Genomic DNA, 14,692 nt, shown 5'->3' on the forward strand with positions numbered 1-14,692 from the left:
ACCTTGCCGCAGATTGATCTCCCCCCTTGAGGGGGAGATGTCCGGCAGGACAGAGGGGGGTGCTCCGCGCTCCAGCCTCCGCCGCACCATCCCCCAAAACCCAAAGGGAAAACAACAATAATGGCCCTCTGCAACTACCTGCCGGACCTGCTCTGCAAGTTCCCGGCCATCGACAACTCAACAATGCGTGTGGCACGCAAAACCATCGATGACGGTTTTCGCGACATCGTGCGCAATTACGGCGATGCGATCGACGTCGTCGTGCATCCGCTGCAGCTGTTCCTCAATGCCTCGGAGCGGCTGTTCATCCAGACGCCGTGGATCATCACGATGCTGGTCATTCTCGCCATCGTGCATCTGGCCGGGCGCAGCTTCAAGATCACCGGTGGCACCGCCATCTCCCTGCTTATGATCGGCGCCGTCGGCCTCTGGCGCGACGCCATGACGACGCTCTCCATCGTCGCCATCGCCACGCTGATCGCCATCGTCATCGGCCTGCCGCTCGGCATCCTGATGGGACGTTCGGAACGCCTGCAACGTCTCATCAATCCCGTGCTCGACGTGATGCAGACCCTGCCAAGCTTCGTTTATCTCATCCCCGTGGTGGTGATTTTCGGCATCGGCAAGGTACCGGGCCTGATCGCAGTGGTGATCTACGCCATTCCACCGGTCATCCGCCTGACCAGCCTCGGCATCCGCCTGGTAGACCGGGAAGTGCTGGAAGCCGCCGATGCCTTCGGCTCCTCCAACGGCCAGAAGCTGCTTAATGTGCAGCTGCCGCTGGCGTTGCCCACCATCATGACCGGCATCAACCAGACCATCATGATGGCACTCGCCATGGTCGTCGTCGCCTCCATGGTCGGCGTCGGCGGTCTCGGCAAGAATGTGCTGCAGGCCATCAACAACCAGTTTTTCACGGTGGGCTTCCTGAACGGTTTCGCTCTGGTCGCCATCGCCATCATGTTCGACCGGGCAAGCCAGGCTTTCGGCAAGCGCCTGCAGAAATACCGCGAGGTCTCCCATGGCTAAAAGCATCGAAATCCGAAACCTTTACAAGATCTTCGGCAAGCATCCCGAGAAGTACCTCGAAGCGGTGCGATCAGGCATGGACAAGGTCGAGCTGAACGACAAACACAACCATGTGCTCGGTCTCAACAACATCAACATCACCATGCCGGGCGGCAAGATCACCGTGGTCATGGGACTTTCCGGTTCCGGCAAGTCGACGCTGATCCGCCACATCAACCGGCTGATCGACCCGACCGCCGGCGAGGTGCTTTATGACGGCGAGGATATCTGCGGCATGAGCGCTTCGGCGCTCAGGCAATTCCGCCGCCACAAGACGGCGATGGTGTTCCAGAAATTCGGCCTTCTGCCGCACCGCACCGTGCTGGAAAACAGCGTCTACGGTCTCGACATCCAGGGCGTGCCGCGCAGCAAGAGCGAGGAAAAGGGCCGGTATTGGCTGAACCGCGTCGGTCTGGACGGGTATGAGGATTATTACCCGAACCAGCTTTCCGGCGGCATGCAGCAGCGTGTCGGCCTTGCCCGCGCGCTTGCCAATGACGCCGATATTTTGCTGATGGACGAGGCCTATTCGGCGCTCGATCCGCTGATCCGTGTCGATATGCAGACGATGCTGCTCGACCTTCAGCAGGAGCTGAAAAAGACCGTGGTGTTCATTACCCACGATCTGGACGAGGCTTTGCGGCTCGGCGACCATATTGCCATCCTGAAAGACGGCGAAGTGGTGCAGCAGGGCGACGGCCAGAGCATCATCCTCTCACCTGCGGATGACTACGTCGCCGACTTCGTGCGTGACGTCAATCGCAGCCGCGTGCTGCAGGCAACCACTGTCATGGAGCCGCTCGAAAGCCGCCCCGAAGGCATGGCCGTGCAGGAGAACGCGACGCTGGAAACAATCGCCCGCGACATGTCGGAAGCCAACGAGACGACCGCCCATGTGGTGGACGAGGACGGCAAGCCGGTCGGCAGCATCGGTCTGGACACGCTGGTGGCCGCGATGGTGACGCCTGCGCCGCAGGAAGTTGAGGCGGAGGCGGAAGAGGAAGCGGAGAAGGTGCGGGAGCCTGTTGCTCCGGCGGAGAAGGAAACGGCGTGATCAGCCTGTTTACGCTCTGAAACTCTCCCGTCATCCTCGGGCCTGTCCCGAGGATCTAAACACGTCAATACAATCGAAACGTTGCAGATCCTCGGGACAGGCCCGAGGATGACGTCGGCATATCTGGCGAGATCGACCTTTTATCCGACCACGCACACATTGCTGGCGTCCGGAGGGTGGGCTCATTCACCAATCCACGCTCCCCGCCCCCTCCATGCAAAAACGAAGCACTACTTCGCCGGCTGTCAACCCTCGGCGATCGCTGCAGCGCAGCAAGCGCAAGTTTCGGACAAGTCCCCGTCGTTAACCATTCGTTAACTTTTGAACGCGGAATCACCGACATGCAGATTGAAAGCAATATCGGCGGATATAATTACCAGGGGCGTGTTCGCGAGCTTGAAAAAGCCGGCGGCGCGCAGAATGCGGCTGAAGAACAGGCCGTCAAACGCAGCCCCGGCAACCCCACCGTTTCCAGCACCATTCTTTCCCAGTCGCTGGCCAATGTGCTTTGGGCCGTCGGCAATGGCAGCGCGCCCGCTTATCAGGATCCGGCGGCGGCTTCCGCCGAGGACAAGGCGGAAGCACAGGCGGAATGGGTGCGCAGCGCCTATTCGGAATATACCGAATAAACGATTCCTATCAGGCCCTTGCCGGGCTCACTTCCACCGTCACATGGGACAGTTCATGTATGGCGGCAAGTTTCTGTTTGTAGAAAGCCGGCGCTTTCGGCACCTGCGAATGGATCGCCACGATAGCGGCGTGATGCCCCGGCCCTACCTGCCAGACATGCAGGTCGGTGATGCGATCCTCTTCGGTTTCCACGCTTTCACGGATTTCCTGGGGCAAATCCTCCGCCGGCGGCAGCGCGTCGAGCAGGGTCGTCGCCGTGGAGCGGATCAGCCCCCATGACCAGCGGGCGATGACCAGACCGCCAACGATGCCCATGGCCGGATCGAGAAACGACCAGCCGTTCCATTTGCCAAGCAGCAGCGCGACGATGGCGAGAACCGAGGTCAGCGCATCCGCCAGCACATGCAGATAGGCCGCGCGCAGATTATTATCCCTGCCGCCCTTTGCGCCGTGATCAGCATGATGACCGGCATGCGAGCCATGATCATGATGGGCGTGGCTGCCATGGCCGTGATGGGCATGCGAGCCGTGCGCGTGGCCATGCCCATGTCCATGCCCGTGCCTATGATCGTGGTGATGATCATCCTTCAGCAGCACGGCGCTGAGAAGATTGACGGCAAGGCCGATAATGGCGACGAGGATGGCCTGGTTGAAATCGATTTCGACGGGATTGACGAGGCGCATCGCACTTTCCACGGCAATCAGCAGCGCCACCACCGCCAGCACGATGGCGCTGGCAAAACCCGCGAGATCGCCGAACTTGCCGGTGCCGAAGGTGAAGCGCGGGTTGCGCGCCTCACGACGGGCATAAAGATAGGCCAAGGCCGAAATCAGCATCGCGCCCGCATGGGTGGACATGTGCCAGCCATCCGCCGTCAGCGCCATCGAGCCATACCAGTGGCCGGCAACGATCTCAGCCACCATCATGGCCGCGGTCAGCGCAATGACCATCCAGACGCGCCTTTCATTGCGCTCGTGGTTCTGGCCGAGGAAAACATGGTCGTGACCGGCTGCTGCACGGTGTTCGGATGTCGTCGTCATGTCGCTCAATCCTGTTTGCTACTGGCCTGTTTGCTACTGGCCTGCTTGTTATTGGCCCGCTTGTTACGGGCCTGTCTGATCTGCTGGCCCGTTCGATTTTACCGGATGTAGGTCTTCAGCACCTGGGCCAGCTCTTCCGCCGCCCGGGCCCGTTCGTCCTCATTTTCGGCATGCACCACATGCTCATGCAGATGCTCCTGCATCACCTCCCCCGTCAGTCCGGAAAGCGCGCCGCGCACCGAAGCGAGCAATTGCAGCACCTCGCCGCACGGCTTGGCATCATCAAGTGCGCGCTCCACCGCTTCCATCTGCCCTTTCAGGCGGCGGATGCGGGCCAGAAGCTTCTCCTTATTGCGGATCGTATGGGACATGAGCACCTCATATACTATAGGGGGGTATACTATATTGAGAGAATTTTCCGTTCAAGCCCCGCGTGACGCAATCTTCGCGAATGTTTCGCCCCTTAAAAAATCCCCCATGAAACTTAGGGGACTCAGTCATGACGACTATCGCAGCAACCATCAGCAGCTATCATCCCACTCCGCTCCGGGGCATTGAGCCGGCGAGAGGCAAGGAAACCCACTCCACCACCGAAGCCCTGCTGGAGCTTACCCGCGCCGCGCATCGCACCATTTCGAGCGTCGAAACCGCTGCCACGGCCATCGCGCCGGCCGCCGCCAGTGCTTCCTTCGGCCTTGCCACGGCACTCTGGAATCTCGACAGCGGCACTTCCACGACAACGCCCGCCCTGGACATGACCGCATCGGCGCAGCCAGAAGCCGCATCCAGCATCGAGAATGATGTCCTCAAAGCGCTCGCCCAGGCGCTTGGCGTGGATGAAGCCGTCTGAGACCCATTGAATGGCGGGCTGAAAAGCAATATCTCTAGAGACTAGAGCATCGACCCTGAACGGCGGAGCCACCCGTTTTCCCGTCTTTGCCCGAGATATGGAGAAAGTCATGCTGTCCATCGGTGAACTGTCGAAACGTACCGGCGTCAAGGTGCCGACGATCCGCTATTACGAGCAGATGGGCCTCATCCGCGAGGCCGATCGTTCGGAGGGCAACCAGCGCCGTTACGAAAAGACCGACCTCGACAGGCTGGCCTTCATCCGCCATGCGCGTGATCTCGGGCTGAACATCGACGCCATCCGCGAATTGATCGCGCTTAGCCAGCACCGGCAGATGCCATGCGAGGGCGCGGACCGCATCGCCGCCGAACACCTTGCCCATGTGCGAGAAAAGATCGCCAGCCTGAAAAAGCTGGAGCACGAGCTGGAGCGCATCGTCTCCCACTGCCACGGCCATTCGATCGAGGATTGTTACGTCATCCGCGCGCTTTCCAATCATGACATGTGCGAGGGCGAGCACTGAGCGGCAACAGGGAACGGGACTGACATTCAAATGTCATCCGCACCCGGTAAGCGCCTCGTACCCGCCTGAAAAAAGGATGCCGGATGGCCGAACTCTTTCCTGACATCACGCCATCAGACACCATTTTCCTAGATGTTTCCGAGGGTCACAGGCTGCACGTGACGCTTGCCGGCAATCCGGCCGGGCGGCCTGCGATCCTGCTGCATGGCGGGCCCGGCTCCGGGCTGTCATCGACAGCACGGCGCTACTTCGATCCCGCCATTTTCCGTATCATCCAGTTCGACCAGCGCGGCTGCGGCCAAAGCACGCCGAACGCCGCCGATAGCCTTGAACACAATACGACGCATCATCTGATCGATGACATGGAGGCCATTCGCTGTGCGCTCGCGGTGGAAGACTGGCTGGTCTACGGCAGTTCATGGGGTTCCACGCTCGCCCTCGCTTATGCCCAGCGCCACACGAAGCGCGTGCGCGGCATGGTGCTGGCGGGCGTCACCACCACGCGGCAGAAGGAAATCGACTGGCTGTACAAGGGGCTGGCAATGTTTCTGCCGCAGCAGTGGCAGCGCTTCATCGCCGCGATCCCGGATCATATGCCGAGGCAAGATCCGGTCGGCGCCTATCACCGGCTTCTGAACGATCTCGACCCTGCCGTGCGCGCAACGGCCGCCCTTGAGTGGCATTTATGGGAGGCGGGCTCGATCAGCGCCGAGGGCATTTCGGCCTTTCCTGAAAAATGGCGCGACGGCGATTACATTCTTGCCCGCGCCCGCCTCTGCGCCCATTATTTCCACCATGCCGCCTGGCTGGACGATGGCGTGCTTCTGCACAATGCCGGCAGCCTCGCCGGTGTTCCCGGCATACTCATTCAGGGCATGCGTGATTTGCAGGGGCCGCCCGTCACTGCTTACGAACTTGCCGCAGCATGGCCGGGAAGCGACCTTGTCGCCATCGATGGCGCCGGCCATTCCACGGGCGATGCGGGCATGGAAGATGCAATCCTGTCGGCAATCGCGCGATTTGCGAATTGACCCGCTTGACAGATTACGGATTCGGGCGCATTGCATTTCCCATGATCAACGAACGCGCACCCATCTCCTGCTCGTACTTTTGGGCCTACCTCTAAGGGCGGCTCGACAGATCATGTTGTCAACAAGCCGCCGTCAGGCGGCTTTGTTGTTTCTCAAGCGTCCTGACGGCACCGATAAGACCAAAGGACCGAAAAAATGACCGAAGATAGCTCCCTTACACTGGAAAGACCGCCCGTCGTCATCATTCGTGGCGCACGCAAGACGGACTTGCCCGAACTCAACGAGATGATCACGCTGCTTGCCTCCTACCACGGCGATGCGGCGGCGATCACGCCGGCGAAACTGGAACGCGACCTGTTCGGCCCGCTGCCCTGGGTGCACGGTCTCGTGGCCGAAGCCGATGGCGCGCTGATCGGCTACGCCCTGCTTCTGCCGCTCTACAGGGCGCAGGAAGGCCGGCGCGGGCTTGAGCTGCATCATCTCTTCGTGCGTGACGGCCATCGCGGCCATGGCACCGGTCAGCATCTGGTTTCCCGCGCCCGCGATATCGCCAAGCGTCTCGGCTGCGACTATCTTTCCGTCAGCGCCACAACAGGCAATGTCGCGGCGCATCGTTTCTATGAAAACATGGATTTCGCGCCCCGGCCGGTTACCGGCATGCGCTACATGCAGTCGATTGCCTGACTGGCATAAATGGAGACGGCCATGACACGGATCGCCATTGCGCTCGCGCAGGATTTTGCGGACTGGGAACCGGCGCTGCTTGCTGCCGCAGCGCGCGGCTATCTCGGCGTCGAAATCATCTATGCCACGCCCGATGGCCGGCCGGTAACGTCGATGGGCGGGCTGAATGTGACGCCTGACATATCCTATGACGCGCTTGATCCTGTTGGCATCGATGCGCTCGTCATTCCCGGCGGCTTGAGCTGGGAAAAGGGCATGGCTGTCGATCTCGGCGGGCTGGTGCACCGGTTTCGCGACAGCGACCGGCTGGTTGCCGGCATCTGCGCGGCGGCGAGCGCGCTCGGCGGCACGGGCGTTCTGAACGATGTCGCCCATACCGGCAATTCGCTGGCGTCCCACAAGGCCTATGCCGTCTATAGTGGCGAGGCGCTTTACCGCGACCAGCCGAAAGCGGTCAGCGATCGCGGCATCATCACGGCCGCCGGCAGCGCACCGGTCAGTTTCGCTGTGGAAATCCTGAAACACCTCGGCCTCTTTGGTCCGGAAGCCGAGGCGGAACTTCAGGTTTTTGCGGCGGAGCATCGGTGAGGCGGACGCTGATATTGGCGGTTACGTAATCCCCCACCCTCATTCCTGTGGCTGTCACAGGAGTGAGGGTAGCGCCAAATACCAAAGTCTTTGCATCCTCACGCATCACCGCCGATCAAGCACCCGGCACATATGCGCCGCCGACGCGTCGCCCTCACCTGCTATCGCACGGCGAATATCGCGGCTGTTCAGATGCAGGCTACGGCCGGCGGGCAAATTCGAGCGTTTTATCTTGCTGAGCGCCGCAGCGATAAATGCAGCTTCGTGTCCATGAAAACAGGCGAGAGCCGCCTCGCGATCCGGGTTCGGCCCCAGCATTGCCTTGAAAGCAAGACGGTGCACGGCGCAGAAAGCGCCGTGACCCGGAACGGCAAAACGCAGCGCATCGAGTTCCTCACTCCATTCCGCTGCGTCCTGCATGGATTTAAGCCTGCTGGAAGCGCTTCAGGAAAAACGCGCTCAATGTCCCGAGCAGCGCCCAGAAAACGAAGCTCGTGATGGTGGCGGCGACGATGAACTGACGCTCCAGCGGCAGCGGCGCCAGCGCATGTTCACCTTCCGGCGGCAGGGGTGCGCCCACCACATGCGGTGCGACGATCAACACCAGCGCCAGAACGATGGCCCAGGGTTCGCGGCGGAATGCGATCAGCGCAATGCCGCCCGCGGTTGCGGCAACCGTCGCAAGCCACCAGATCTGCCGCGCCTCAAGCGCTGCGGCCGGGCTGCCCGGCAATTCCGGCGGCAGGCCGATCATCGGGGCCAGCATGACGGCGGCAAAACCGGCAACGCCCCAGAGAAGGCCTTCGCGCCAGCCGCCATTCGTGCCACGCAGGGAAATAAGGCCGGTCAGGACAAGCGCATAACCGATGGCGGTCAGGACATTGGCGGCGACGGTATAGGCGGTGCGCTCGAAGCCGTCGGCCGGAGCCCAGGCCTCGTCATTGTGTTCATGGGCGGGAACCGCAGCACCGGGCGCCGTCGCATCATGGCTATGGGGCGCCTCGCCACCGGCGCTCTCATAGGTTTCCGCCTGAAGGATGAGCGGCGTGGTGCCGAAAGCCTGCATGGCAGAGACGGCAAAGCCGCCGAGAATACCGACGAGAACGGCGGTAAAGACGATATTGCGAAAAGATGACATGCCGTTTCCCCTCAATGGCAGGGGAAGGCATTGGCATGACGCGTGTCATGCGCGGCATTGTGAACGGCTTCCACATGCGAAAAGCCGACAAAACCGACAACGAACAGGCCAAGCACGATCGCCGTCAGCGATTGCGCGAAGCTGCCCGTTTTTGCGGAAACGGCTGAATTGGCCGTATTCTGCTGGATGGACATGGTGACCCCTCTCCCGGCGCGACCCCGCGCCTTTAGACACGGCCGAACGGCGGGAGCCGCAAGACCGCATGCGATACACTTCACCACGGGGATACGAGACTGACACAGGGAGGCATTGATCTCGCCACCCTGAAATTCCGCTCTTCCGGACACCCCGCCGGCATGGACATTTCCGTGATGGCAGGTCTCCTGGCTTACGGGTCAAAACCTGAAACACCTTCCCGGCATCGCCCTTTGTGGAAACCTCGGTTCCCGGGAAATGGCTTGCCAGTGGCACTTCGTTTCAGGCTCTCCGCTCACAGTTGCGGGGGCAGCCACGAATGAGGATTTCTCCCTATCGTGTTCCCTTTTCACCTTCCGGAACGCCCGGAAGGAACCATCACAGGATTGTTATCCGATGGGTGGCGGCGCGAGTCAATGGGCCTCCGGGCACCTTACCGCGCCGGAATGGCCTTCAGATAGGCGGCGATCGCATCGCGATCATCCGCGCTCAGATGCGCCATGTTCTGCTGCACCTTGACCATGGAACCGCCGACGCTGTCGAATTCCGGGGTGAAGCCGGTCTCCAGATAGCTGGCGATATCGGCCTTGGCCCAGCTTCCGATGCTTTGCGAGCCGGGAGTGATATCAGGAATGCGGCCTTCGCCTTCCGGATTGGGGCCGCCGGCCAGCCACTTATCGGCAAGGAAGCCGCCAAGCGCATTGCGCGGCGTATGGCACTCGCCGCAATGGCCCGGCCCTTCCACCAGATATTGGCCGCGCAGCAATTCGGCATTGGCATTGGCAAGCTCCACGCGGGGTCGCGCCGATGGGTCGAAATAAAGGAATTTCCAGCCGCCCAGCGCCATGCGCAGATTGAAGGGGAACGGCAACTCGTGATCCGGCGCGTCGTTCTGGCTGGCCGGCAGGGCTTTCAGATAACCGAAGAGATCGTTGATGTCCTTCTGCGTCATGCGGGCATAGGAGGCATAAGGAAAGGACGGGTAAAGATGTTCACCGTTCCTGCCCACACCGCGCGTCATCGCATCGCCGAATTCCGCCAGCGTCCAGCCACCGATGCCATGCTGCGGATCAGATGAAATATTGGGCACATGAAAGGTGCCGAAGGGGCTTTTCAGCGCCTGGCCGCCCGAAAGCGTCAACAGCGCCTCACCCTTCGCATCGGGTGCGGCATGACAGCTTGCACAGCCGCCCGCCCAGAACAGCGTTTCGCCATTGGCCAGATCCGGTTCGCCAAGACTGACCCAATGGCTTGGCGCCTGCCGTTCCGGCGCGGTGACCCAGGCGAATATGCCGTAGCCCGCAATCGCCGCGACCACGGCCCCACCCACGAGTTTCGTCCAGATGGAGGCCATACCCCTCTCCCCATTCTCACCTGACCCGGTCAGATGCCTTTCGCGCGTGAAAAAACGCCGCCGGCAAGCGGCGTTTCCAGAATCAGTTGATTACTTCTTCAGACGATAGGTCTGGTGGCAGGCGCCGCAATCGGCGCCGAGCGTCTTCATGGCGGTGGCGACACCCGCCTGATCACTGGGGAGATTGGCAAGAACGGTGTCCGCATCCGTGCCGAGCTTGGCGGCCTTGGCCTTGAAGTCCTCGAAATTTTCCCAGATGGCGGGAGCAGCCGCGCTGCCGGTTTCGGTGCCGACGGGGAACTGGTCCGGGAAAGCCTTGGCATTGGTGCCGATGGTCGTCACCGCGGCCTTGACGACATCAGCATCAAAGGGCTTCTCGCCCTTGGAGATGGCAGCGAGCGAACCCATGGCGCCGCCGATCTGCTTCATCATGCCTTCACGTTTTTCGACTTCGCCGGCAGCGTAGACCGCTCCGGCGCAAAGACAGCCGAAAAGCATGGCCGCCGTGATGGTTTTCAGTTTCATGCACACTCTCCTTGATTCCGGCTGGGACACCGGGCGCTAGATGGAACGGCGCGAGGATGCCCTTTCCGGATGGCGAAAAGAAGTCACATTGCGGTGAATTCCATCGTGAAAACAGAAGCCTAAGACAAGGCCTCCCAGATCGTGAGAAGCGCTGCGGCAATCAGCATGAAACCGGCGGCGCGACCGATGAAGATCGTGGCGGCGGGTGAGGAAACAAGCCATGCCCGGCTCTTATCCGCCGTCAGCGCCAGCGCGCCATAGACGGTGAACTGCGTCACCGCCACCATCGCGCCCATCACCAGCCCCTGCATCCAGATCGGACCATAGGCGGGTTTCAAGAATTGCGGATAGATCGCCATCATGAACAGATAGGCCTTCGGATTGGAAAGGCAGGTCAGCACCGCCCGCCAGAAGGCTTTTCTGACCGAAGCGCTCGCCTGCGCCTCGTCGCCGTTCACGACAATCGCGCTGCGCATCAGGCCGATGCCGATCCAGATCATATAGGCGGCGCCAAAGACCAGAAGCGGCAGGAACAGCGACGGCATCCAGGCGGCGAGCATGCCGACGCCCAACGCGCCGTAAAGCGAATGCACGATGCCGCCCGCGCTCATGCCGCTTGCGGCGGACAGCCCGGTTCTCTTGCCGCCCGTCAACGCACTTGCCAGCACAAACAGCATGTCCATGCCCGGCAGGATGATGATGCCGAACAGGACCAGAAAGAAAAGCCAGAGATTTTCGGCGTAACTCATGTCAGTATCTCCCAAAACGGTTCATGGCACATTCGGGAAAGCCCATGTTTCTCAATGTGTTTCTCCGTTTATAGGAAAGACCAACTGACAGCGTTGTGTCAGTTGCGTGGCGAAGCAACCGGGAAAAACGGCAATGCGCAAGGCGTCGAGACTGTTCGAGATCATCCAGATCCTGCGGGTGGCGCGCAGGCCGGTCACCGCGCAGACGATTGCCGAGGCGCTGGAGGTGACGGTGCGCTCGGTCTATCGCGACATAGCAGCGCTTCAGACCATGCGTGTGCCGATCGAAGGGGAACGCGGCGTCGGTTACATCCTGCGTCCCGGCTTCAACCTGCCGCCGCTGATGTTTTCCATCGAAGAGACGGAAGCGATCGTGCTGGCGCTCGCCATGGTCGCCCGCACCGGCGATACCGAATTGCGGCAGGCGGCCAGACAGGTCAGCGACAAGATCGCCGCCTCCCTGCCCGAGCCCCTGTCGAAGACGCTCTCCGCCAATGCCCTGCATGCCTGGGGCAGCATCGCGCCCGCCCCCGTCGGCATTGATCTTGCGACTGTGCGGCGGGCGGTGCGCGACGAGGAGAAGCTGGAGATCACCTATCGCGATGAAGCCGGCGCGCAAACGCAGCGGCGGGTTCGGCCGATTGCGGTGATCTATTATTCGGAGACGGTGAATATCGTCGCCTGGTGTGAGCTACGGCAGGCGATCCGCAATTTTCGCTCGGACCGGGTGCTGAGTTGCGAAACGACCGGCAGTTTCTTCAAGCTGGAAGGCGAGAAGCTGCGGCAATTGTGGATGAGCGGCTGGCAGAGCAACCAGCCGGCCAGCCTCGCCTCACAGGTTTAACAGGCGATCCTCTTCACGCCCGAAACCGCGAACGACGATTCGGTCGGCGAAGACGTCGGCGATGGCAAAGGTGTTCTGGTCGGGGGTATCCACCATGCCCTTGAAATTGACGAAGTGGGTGTTGCCCTGCACGCCGTAATTGCCTTCGTGATTATGGCCGCTGAACCATGCGACGACCGAAGGATGCACATCCAGAAGATCGAGGATGCGCGGTGCATCCCACATATTATGGGCGTTTTCCGGATAGACCGGATAATGGCAGAGAACGACCACTTTTTCGCCCGCCGCATCCGCCTTTTGCAGAACCGTCTGCAACCATTCGAACTGTTCGTCGCTGAGCGAAGCGTTCCAGTCCTGCGCATTGATCGCGCCCATTTCCTGCAGGCGCTGCAACCGCTCCTGCGCAATCGCACGGCGCGGGTCGCCGGGCGGCGGGGCGAACAGGCTGACCTCGTTACCATCAAGCACCACGAAGCGTATCCCGCCGATGGCGAAATCATGCCAGGGCGCCGACATGCCGAGACGGGCATGGATGGTGGCCAGATGTTCAGGCGCGACGGCAAAATCGTGGTTGCCCGGCAGCATCACCGAAGGATGGCGAAGCTGTTCGTAGACGCCAAGGATCGCATCGAAATTCTCAAAGCCGCGGTCGATGATGTCGCCGAGCGTCACCACGAAGGCCAGGTCCTCGCGATTGAAGGCATCGATCGCTTCGCCAAGCTTTTTTGGGCTTTCGGCATAATACCGGCCCATATCCGGGCGGGGATCGGCGTCGGCATATTGGGGATCGGCAACGATGCCGAAGGAGAAGAGAGGGCTGGTTTTTTCAGTCATGATGCGCCGCGATAAACCGGGTGGGTGACAGGCTTGTGACAAGCTGAAAACCAAGGCCACAAAAGCAAAACACCCGGCATTACGGCCGGGTGTTAAATGGAGGGTAGCGTAAACCTGTCATCGTCATGCTCGGGCCTGTCCCGAGCATCTGCTGACGTCGCGTTTTGGGAGACATCAGCAGATCCTCGGCACAAGGCCGAGGATGACGTCACGCGTGGAGAGGCCGTCTTGACTGACAGCAGCCACGCTTTTTCGCTACTTACTTGGAAGCCGCTTCGTAACGCTCGAGGACGTAGTCCCAGTTGATGAGGTTATCGACGAAGGCTTCGAGGTACTTCGGACGCAGGTTGCGGTAGTCGATGTAGTAGGAATGTTCCCAGACGTCGACGCCGAGGATCGGCTCTGCGCCATGAACCAGCGGGTTTTCGCCGTTCGGGGTCTTGGAGATTTCGAGCTTGCCGTTCTTGACGGAAACCCACGCCCAGCCGGAGCCGAACTGCGTGGTGCCGGCGGCGATGAAATCAGCCTTGAACTTGTCGTAACCGCCGAGATCGGAGGCGAACGCCTGTTCCAGCTTGCCCGGCAGCTTGTTGCCGCCGCCGTCCTTCTTCAGCCACTTCCAGAAATGGACGTGGTTGTAATGCTGGGCGGCATTGTTGAAGAGACCGGCATTGGTGCCAAAGGACTTCTTCACGACTTCTTCGAGCGACAGGTCGGAAAGACCTGCTTCCGCCGCCAGCTTGTTGCCGTTGTCGACATATGCCTTGTGGTGCTTGTCGTGATGGAACTCGAGCGTCTCGCGCGACATGTAGGGTGCAAGCGCGTCGTAGTCGTAGGGGAGTTCAGGAAGTTCAAAGGCCATGGTTTTTACTCCTTTTTGCAGCGGGTTACCGCTCCTAGAAACCGTGTGAGCGGACCATAGGAGCGAAGCTCTGTTTGGGCAACCTGTGAAATATCAAAATGTTCCGCCAAAAGAGAAAATTCCTCTCACGCCGGCCACCACCACATTTGTTTCACAACCCTGGCGTACCGTTTTCCACCCTATCGGTTCGCTTTTGATGACATTGCAGGAAGGAATTTCCATGACCCGCCCCATGATCCAACGCGCGCTGCTGCTCGCCGCCTTCTCCTCGCTCGCACTCTCTTCACTCACCATGCCCGCCGCCGCGTCGTCGGACGATGCGTGGAAGGAATTCGTGGCGGATGTGCAGACGGCCTGCCTTGGCGCAGCTAAGGACATGATCGAGGACGCCAAGGTGGTGGTCGATCCAGTCGGCAGCGAGAATTACGGCCTCGCCATCCTCACCGGCAAGGCCAAACTCACCGGGAAAAGTGGGGGCGCGGATGCGACCATCAGCCATATCTGCGTCTACGACAAGAAGACCAAGGCCGTCGAACTGGGCAGCGAGCTTGCCGGCGATACGCTGAAGGTGGAAATTCCCGGCTCCACCAAGCCCTAAATCATATAAAACAGCGGGATGGCGAAAACCGCTCACAGTTTTCGCCATCCCGCTCAAACTTTTTGTTTTGTCGCATTTCCAGACGGAAAACCGGGCTCCAGATTTTCAGGAAATGCTCCAGCGG

Annotated in this window: 20 protein-coding genes and 1 riboswitch; of the genes, 10 read left to right on the forward strand and 10 right to left on the reverse strand. The window is 60.7% G+C overall.

The features are described 5' to 3' along the window. Positions 1 to 120 precede the first annotated feature (120 nt). The 3 genes from CFB10_RS16290 (at position 121) to CFB10_RS16300 (ending at position 2,751) form a co-directional block, all read left to right on the forward strand. Positions 121 to 1,029, forward strand: a complete 909-nt coding sequence (locus tag CFB10_RS16290) for a proline/glycine betaine ABC transporter permease (protein WP_020009642.1) — start codon at positions 121 to 123, stop codon at positions 1,027 to 1,029. Next, positions 1,022 to 2,122, forward strand: coding sequence for a glycine betaine/L-proline ABC transporter ATP-binding protein (locus tag CFB10_RS16295; RefSeq protein WP_020009641.1), 1,101 nt, complete (start codon positions 1,022 to 1,024; stop codon positions 2,120 to 2,122). The genes CFB10_RS16290 and CFB10_RS16295 overlap by 8 nt, the downstream gene beginning before the upstream one ends. 341 nt (positions 2,123 to 2,463) lie before the next feature. Continuing rightward, positions 2,464 to 2,751, forward strand: a complete 288-nt coding sequence (locus tag CFB10_RS16300) for a hypothetical protein (RefSeq protein ID WP_020009640.1) — start codon at positions 2,464 to 2,466, stop codon at positions 2,749 to 2,751. Positions 2,752 to 2,761: 10 nt separating this feature from the next. On the opposite strand, the gene dmeF is transcribed toward CFB10_RS16300, so the two are convergent. Beyond that, positions 2,762 to 3,793, reverse strand: a complete 1,032-nt coding sequence (dmeF, locus tag CFB10_RS16305; RefSeq protein WP_020009639.1) for a CDF family Co(II)/Ni(II) efflux transporter DmeF — start codon at positions 3,791 to 3,793, stop codon at positions 2,762 to 2,764. A gap of 98 nt (positions 3,794 to 3,891) precedes the next feature. Next, positions 3,892 to 4,164, reverse strand: a complete 273-nt coding sequence (gene dmeR / locus CFB10_RS16310; protein ID WP_003509296.1) for a Ni(II)/Co(II)-sensing transcriptional repressor DmeR — start codon at positions 4,162 to 4,164, stop codon at positions 3,892 to 3,894. Between the two features lie 128 nt (positions 4,165 to 4,292). On the opposite strand from dmeR, the gene CFB10_RS16315 reads away from it, so the two are divergent. From CFB10_RS16315 to CFB10_RS16335, 5 genes are all read left to right on the forward strand, one after another. Then, on the forward strand, positions 4,293 to 4,643 hold the full coding sequence (locus CFB10_RS16315; RefSeq protein WP_020009637.1) for a hypothetical protein: 351 nt from the start codon (positions 4,293 to 4,295) through the stop codon (positions 4,641 to 4,643). Between the two features lie 109 nt (positions 4,644 to 4,752). Beyond that, a complete protein-coding gene (locus CFB10_RS16320) occupies positions 4,753 to 5,166 on the forward strand; it encodes a helix-turn-helix domain-containing protein (protein ID WP_026363493.1) in 414 nt (137 codons plus the stop codon). Positions 5,167 to 5,249: 83 nt separating this feature from the next. Continuing rightward, positions 5,250 to 6,197, forward strand: coding sequence for a prolyl aminopeptidase (pip, locus tag CFB10_RS16325; protein WP_020009635.1), 948 nt, complete (start codon positions 5,250 to 5,252; stop codon positions 6,195 to 6,197). 195 nt (positions 6,198 to 6,392) lie between these two features. Further along, positions 6,393 to 6,881, forward strand: coding sequence for a GNAT family N-acetyltransferase (locus tag CFB10_RS16330; RefSeq protein WP_003509304.1), 489 nt, complete (start codon positions 6,393 to 6,395; stop codon positions 6,879 to 6,881). Positions 6,882 to 6,902: 21 nt separating this feature from the next. Next, positions 6,903 to 7,469, forward strand: coding sequence for a type 1 glutamine amidotransferase family protein (locus CFB10_RS16335; RefSeq protein ID WP_026363492.1), 567 nt, complete (start codon positions 6,903 to 6,905; stop codon positions 7,467 to 7,469). A 105-nt stretch (positions 7,470 to 7,574) separates the two neighbouring features. Here the strand turns inward: CFB10_RS16335 and CFB10_RS16340 are convergent, their stop codons facing one another. The 6 genes from CFB10_RS16340 to CFB10_RS16365 all read right to left on the reverse strand — a co-directional run bounded on the left by CFB10_RS16340 (position 7,575) and on the right by CFB10_RS16365 (position 11,430). Continuing rightward, a complete protein-coding gene (locus tag CFB10_RS16340; RefSeq protein WP_020009633.1) occupies positions 7,575 to 7,889 on the reverse strand; it encodes a hypothetical protein in 315 nt (104 codons plus the stop codon). 4 nt (positions 7,890 to 7,893) lie between these two features. Then, the gene (locus CFB10_RS16345; protein ID WP_020009632.1) at positions 7,894 to 8,607 is read right to left on the reverse strand and encodes a CbtA family protein; all 714 of its coding nucleotides are present in this window, start codon (positions 8,605 to 8,607) and stop codon (positions 7,894 to 7,896) included. An 11-nt stretch (positions 8,608 to 8,618) separates the two neighbouring features. Continuing rightward, positions 8,619 to 8,801 carry a CbtB domain-containing protein gene (locus CFB10_RS16350; RefSeq protein ID WP_003509308.1) on the reverse strand — a complete coding sequence of 61 codons (183 nt, stop codon included), beginning with the start codon at positions 8,799 to 8,801 and terminating at the stop codon, positions 8,619 to 8,621. A 161-nt stretch (positions 8,802 to 8,962) separates the two neighbouring features. After that, a riboswitch (cobalamin riboswitch) is annotated at positions 8,963 to 9,197 on the reverse strand. A 38-nt stretch (positions 9,198 to 9,235) separates the two neighbouring features. After that, positions 9,236 to 10,156: a c-type cytochrome gene (locus tag CFB10_RS16355; protein WP_020009631.1), complete on the reverse strand. Its 921-nt coding sequence runs from the start codon at positions 10,154 to 10,156 to the stop codon at positions 9,236 to 9,238. A gap of 90 nt (positions 10,157 to 10,246) precedes the next feature. Beyond that, entirely contained in the window at positions 10,247 to 10,681 is a 435-nt protein-coding gene (locus CFB10_RS16360) for a cytochrome c (RefSeq protein ID WP_020009630.1), read from the reverse strand. A gap of 119 nt (positions 10,682 to 10,800) precedes the next feature. Further along, complete coding sequence (locus CFB10_RS16365) at positions 10,801 to 11,430, reverse strand: LysE family translocator (protein ID WP_020009629.1); 630 nt, start codon at positions 11,428 to 11,430, stop codon at positions 10,801 to 10,803. A gap of 133 nt (positions 11,431 to 11,563) precedes the next feature. Between CFB10_RS16365 and CFB10_RS16370 the strand changes: the two genes are divergently transcribed. Further along, positions 11,564 to 12,274, forward strand: a complete 711-nt coding sequence (locus tag CFB10_RS16370; RefSeq protein WP_020009628.1) for a YafY family protein — start codon at positions 11,564 to 11,566, stop codon at positions 12,272 to 12,274. On the opposite strand, the gene CFB10_RS16375 is transcribed toward CFB10_RS16370, so the two are convergent. Then, on the reverse strand, positions 12,263 to 13,108 hold the full coding sequence (locus CFB10_RS16375; RefSeq protein WP_020009627.1) for a metallophosphoesterase: 846 nt from the start codon (positions 13,106 to 13,108) through the stop codon (positions 12,263 to 12,265). The genes CFB10_RS16370 and CFB10_RS16375 overlap by 12 nt on opposite strands. A gap of 259 nt (positions 13,109 to 13,367) precedes the next feature. Further along, a complete protein-coding gene (locus CFB10_RS16380) occupies positions 13,368 to 13,970 on the reverse strand; it encodes a superoxide dismutase (protein ID WP_003511955.1) in 603 nt (200 codons plus the stop codon). Between the two features lie 220 nt (positions 13,971 to 14,190). Between CFB10_RS16380 and CFB10_RS16385 the strand changes: the two genes are divergently transcribed. Continuing rightward, positions 14,191 to 14,568: a hypothetical protein gene (locus CFB10_RS16385; protein ID WP_026372544.1), complete on the forward strand. Its 378-nt coding sequence runs from the start codon at positions 14,191 to 14,193 to the stop codon at positions 14,566 to 14,568. Positions 14,569 to 14,692: the final 124 nt, after the last annotated feature.

This window comes from Agrobacterium sp. 719_389 (assembly GCF_900188475.1).
In the GTDB taxonomy this organism is placed as follows: domain Bacteria; phylum Pseudomonadota; class Alphaproteobacteria; order Rhizobiales; family Rhizobiaceae; genus Agrobacterium; species Agrobacterium radiobacter.

What these genes read in the sequence shown, in the direction of transcription:
- CFB10_RS16290 (WP_020009642.1), top strand. Translation starts at nt 121, where the DNA reads ATGGCCCTCTGCAACTACCTGCCGGACCTGCTCTGCAAGTTCCCGGCC.
- CFB10_RS16375 (WP_020009627.1), bottom strand. Translation starts at nt 13,108, where the DNA reads ATGACTGAAAAAACCAGCCCTCTCTTCTCCTTCGGCATCGTTGCCGAT.
- CFB10_RS16315 (WP_020009637.1), top strand. Translation starts at nt 4,293, where the DNA reads ATGACGACTATCGCAGCAACCATCAGCAGCTATCATCCCACTCCGCTC.
- dmeF (WP_020009639.1), bottom strand. Translation starts at nt 3,793, where the DNA reads ATGACGACGACATCCGAACACCGTGCAGCAGCCGGTCACGACCATGTT.
- dmeR (WP_003509296.1), bottom strand. Translation starts at nt 4,164, where the DNA reads ATGTCCCATACGATCCGCAATAAGGAGAAGCTTCTGGCCCGCATCCGC.
- CFB10_RS16370 (WP_020009628.1), top strand. Translation starts at nt 11,564, where the DNA reads ATGCGCAAGGCGTCGAGACTGTTCGAGATCATCCAGATCCTGCGGGTG.
- CFB10_RS16345 (WP_020009632.1), bottom strand. Translation starts at nt 8,607, where the DNA reads ATGTCATCTTTTCGCAATATCGTCTTTACCGCCGTTCTCGTCGGTATT.
- CFB10_RS16380 (WP_003511955.1), bottom strand. Translation starts at nt 13,970, where the DNA reads ATGGCCTTTGAACTTCCTGAACTCCCCTACGACTACGACGCGCTTGCA.
- pip (WP_020009635.1), top strand. Translation starts at nt 5,250, where the DNA reads ATGGCCGAACTCTTTCCTGACATCACGCCATCAGACACCATTTTCCTA.
- CFB10_RS16350 (WP_003509308.1), bottom strand. Translation starts at nt 8,801, where the DNA reads ATGTCCATCCAGCAGAATACGGCCAATTCAGCCGTTTCCGCAAAAACG.
- CFB10_RS16300 (WP_020009640.1), top strand. Translation starts at nt 2,464, where the DNA reads ATGCAGATTGAAAGCAATATCGGCGGATATAATTACCAGGGGCGTGTT.
- CFB10_RS16365 (WP_020009629.1), bottom strand. Translation starts at nt 11,430, where the DNA reads ATGAGTTACGCCGAAAATCTCTGGCTTTTCTTTCTGGTCCTGTTCGGC.
- CFB10_RS16295 (WP_020009641.1), top strand. Translation starts at nt 1,022, where the DNA reads ATGGCTAAAAGCATCGAAATCCGAAACCTTTACAAGATCTTCGGCAAG.
- CFB10_RS16360 (WP_020009630.1), bottom strand. Translation starts at nt 10,681, where the DNA reads ATGAAACTGAAAACCATCACGGCGGCCATGCTTTTCGGCTGTCTTTGC.
- CFB10_RS16320 (WP_026363493.1), top strand. Translation starts at nt 4,753, where the DNA reads ATGCTGTCCATCGGTGAACTGTCGAAACGTACCGGCGTCAAGGTGCCG.
- CFB10_RS16330 (WP_003509304.1), top strand. Translation starts at nt 6,393, where the DNA reads ATGACCGAAGATAGCTCCCTTACACTGGAAAGACCGCCCGTCGTCATC.
- CFB10_RS16385 (WP_026372544.1), top strand. Translation starts at nt 14,191, where the DNA reads ATGACCCGCCCCATGATCCAACGCGCGCTGCTGCTCGCCGCCTTCTCC.
- CFB10_RS16340 (WP_020009633.1), bottom strand. Translation starts at nt 7,889, where the DNA reads ATGCAGGACGCAGCGGAATGGAGTGAGGAACTCGATGCGCTGCGTTTT.
- CFB10_RS16335 (WP_026363492.1), top strand. Translation starts at nt 6,903, where the DNA reads ATGACACGGATCGCCATTGCGCTCGCGCAGGATTTTGCGGACTGGGAA.
- CFB10_RS16355 (WP_020009631.1), bottom strand. Translation starts at nt 10,156, where the DNA reads ATGGCCTCCATCTGGACGAAACTCGTGGGTGGGGCCGTGGTCGCGGCG.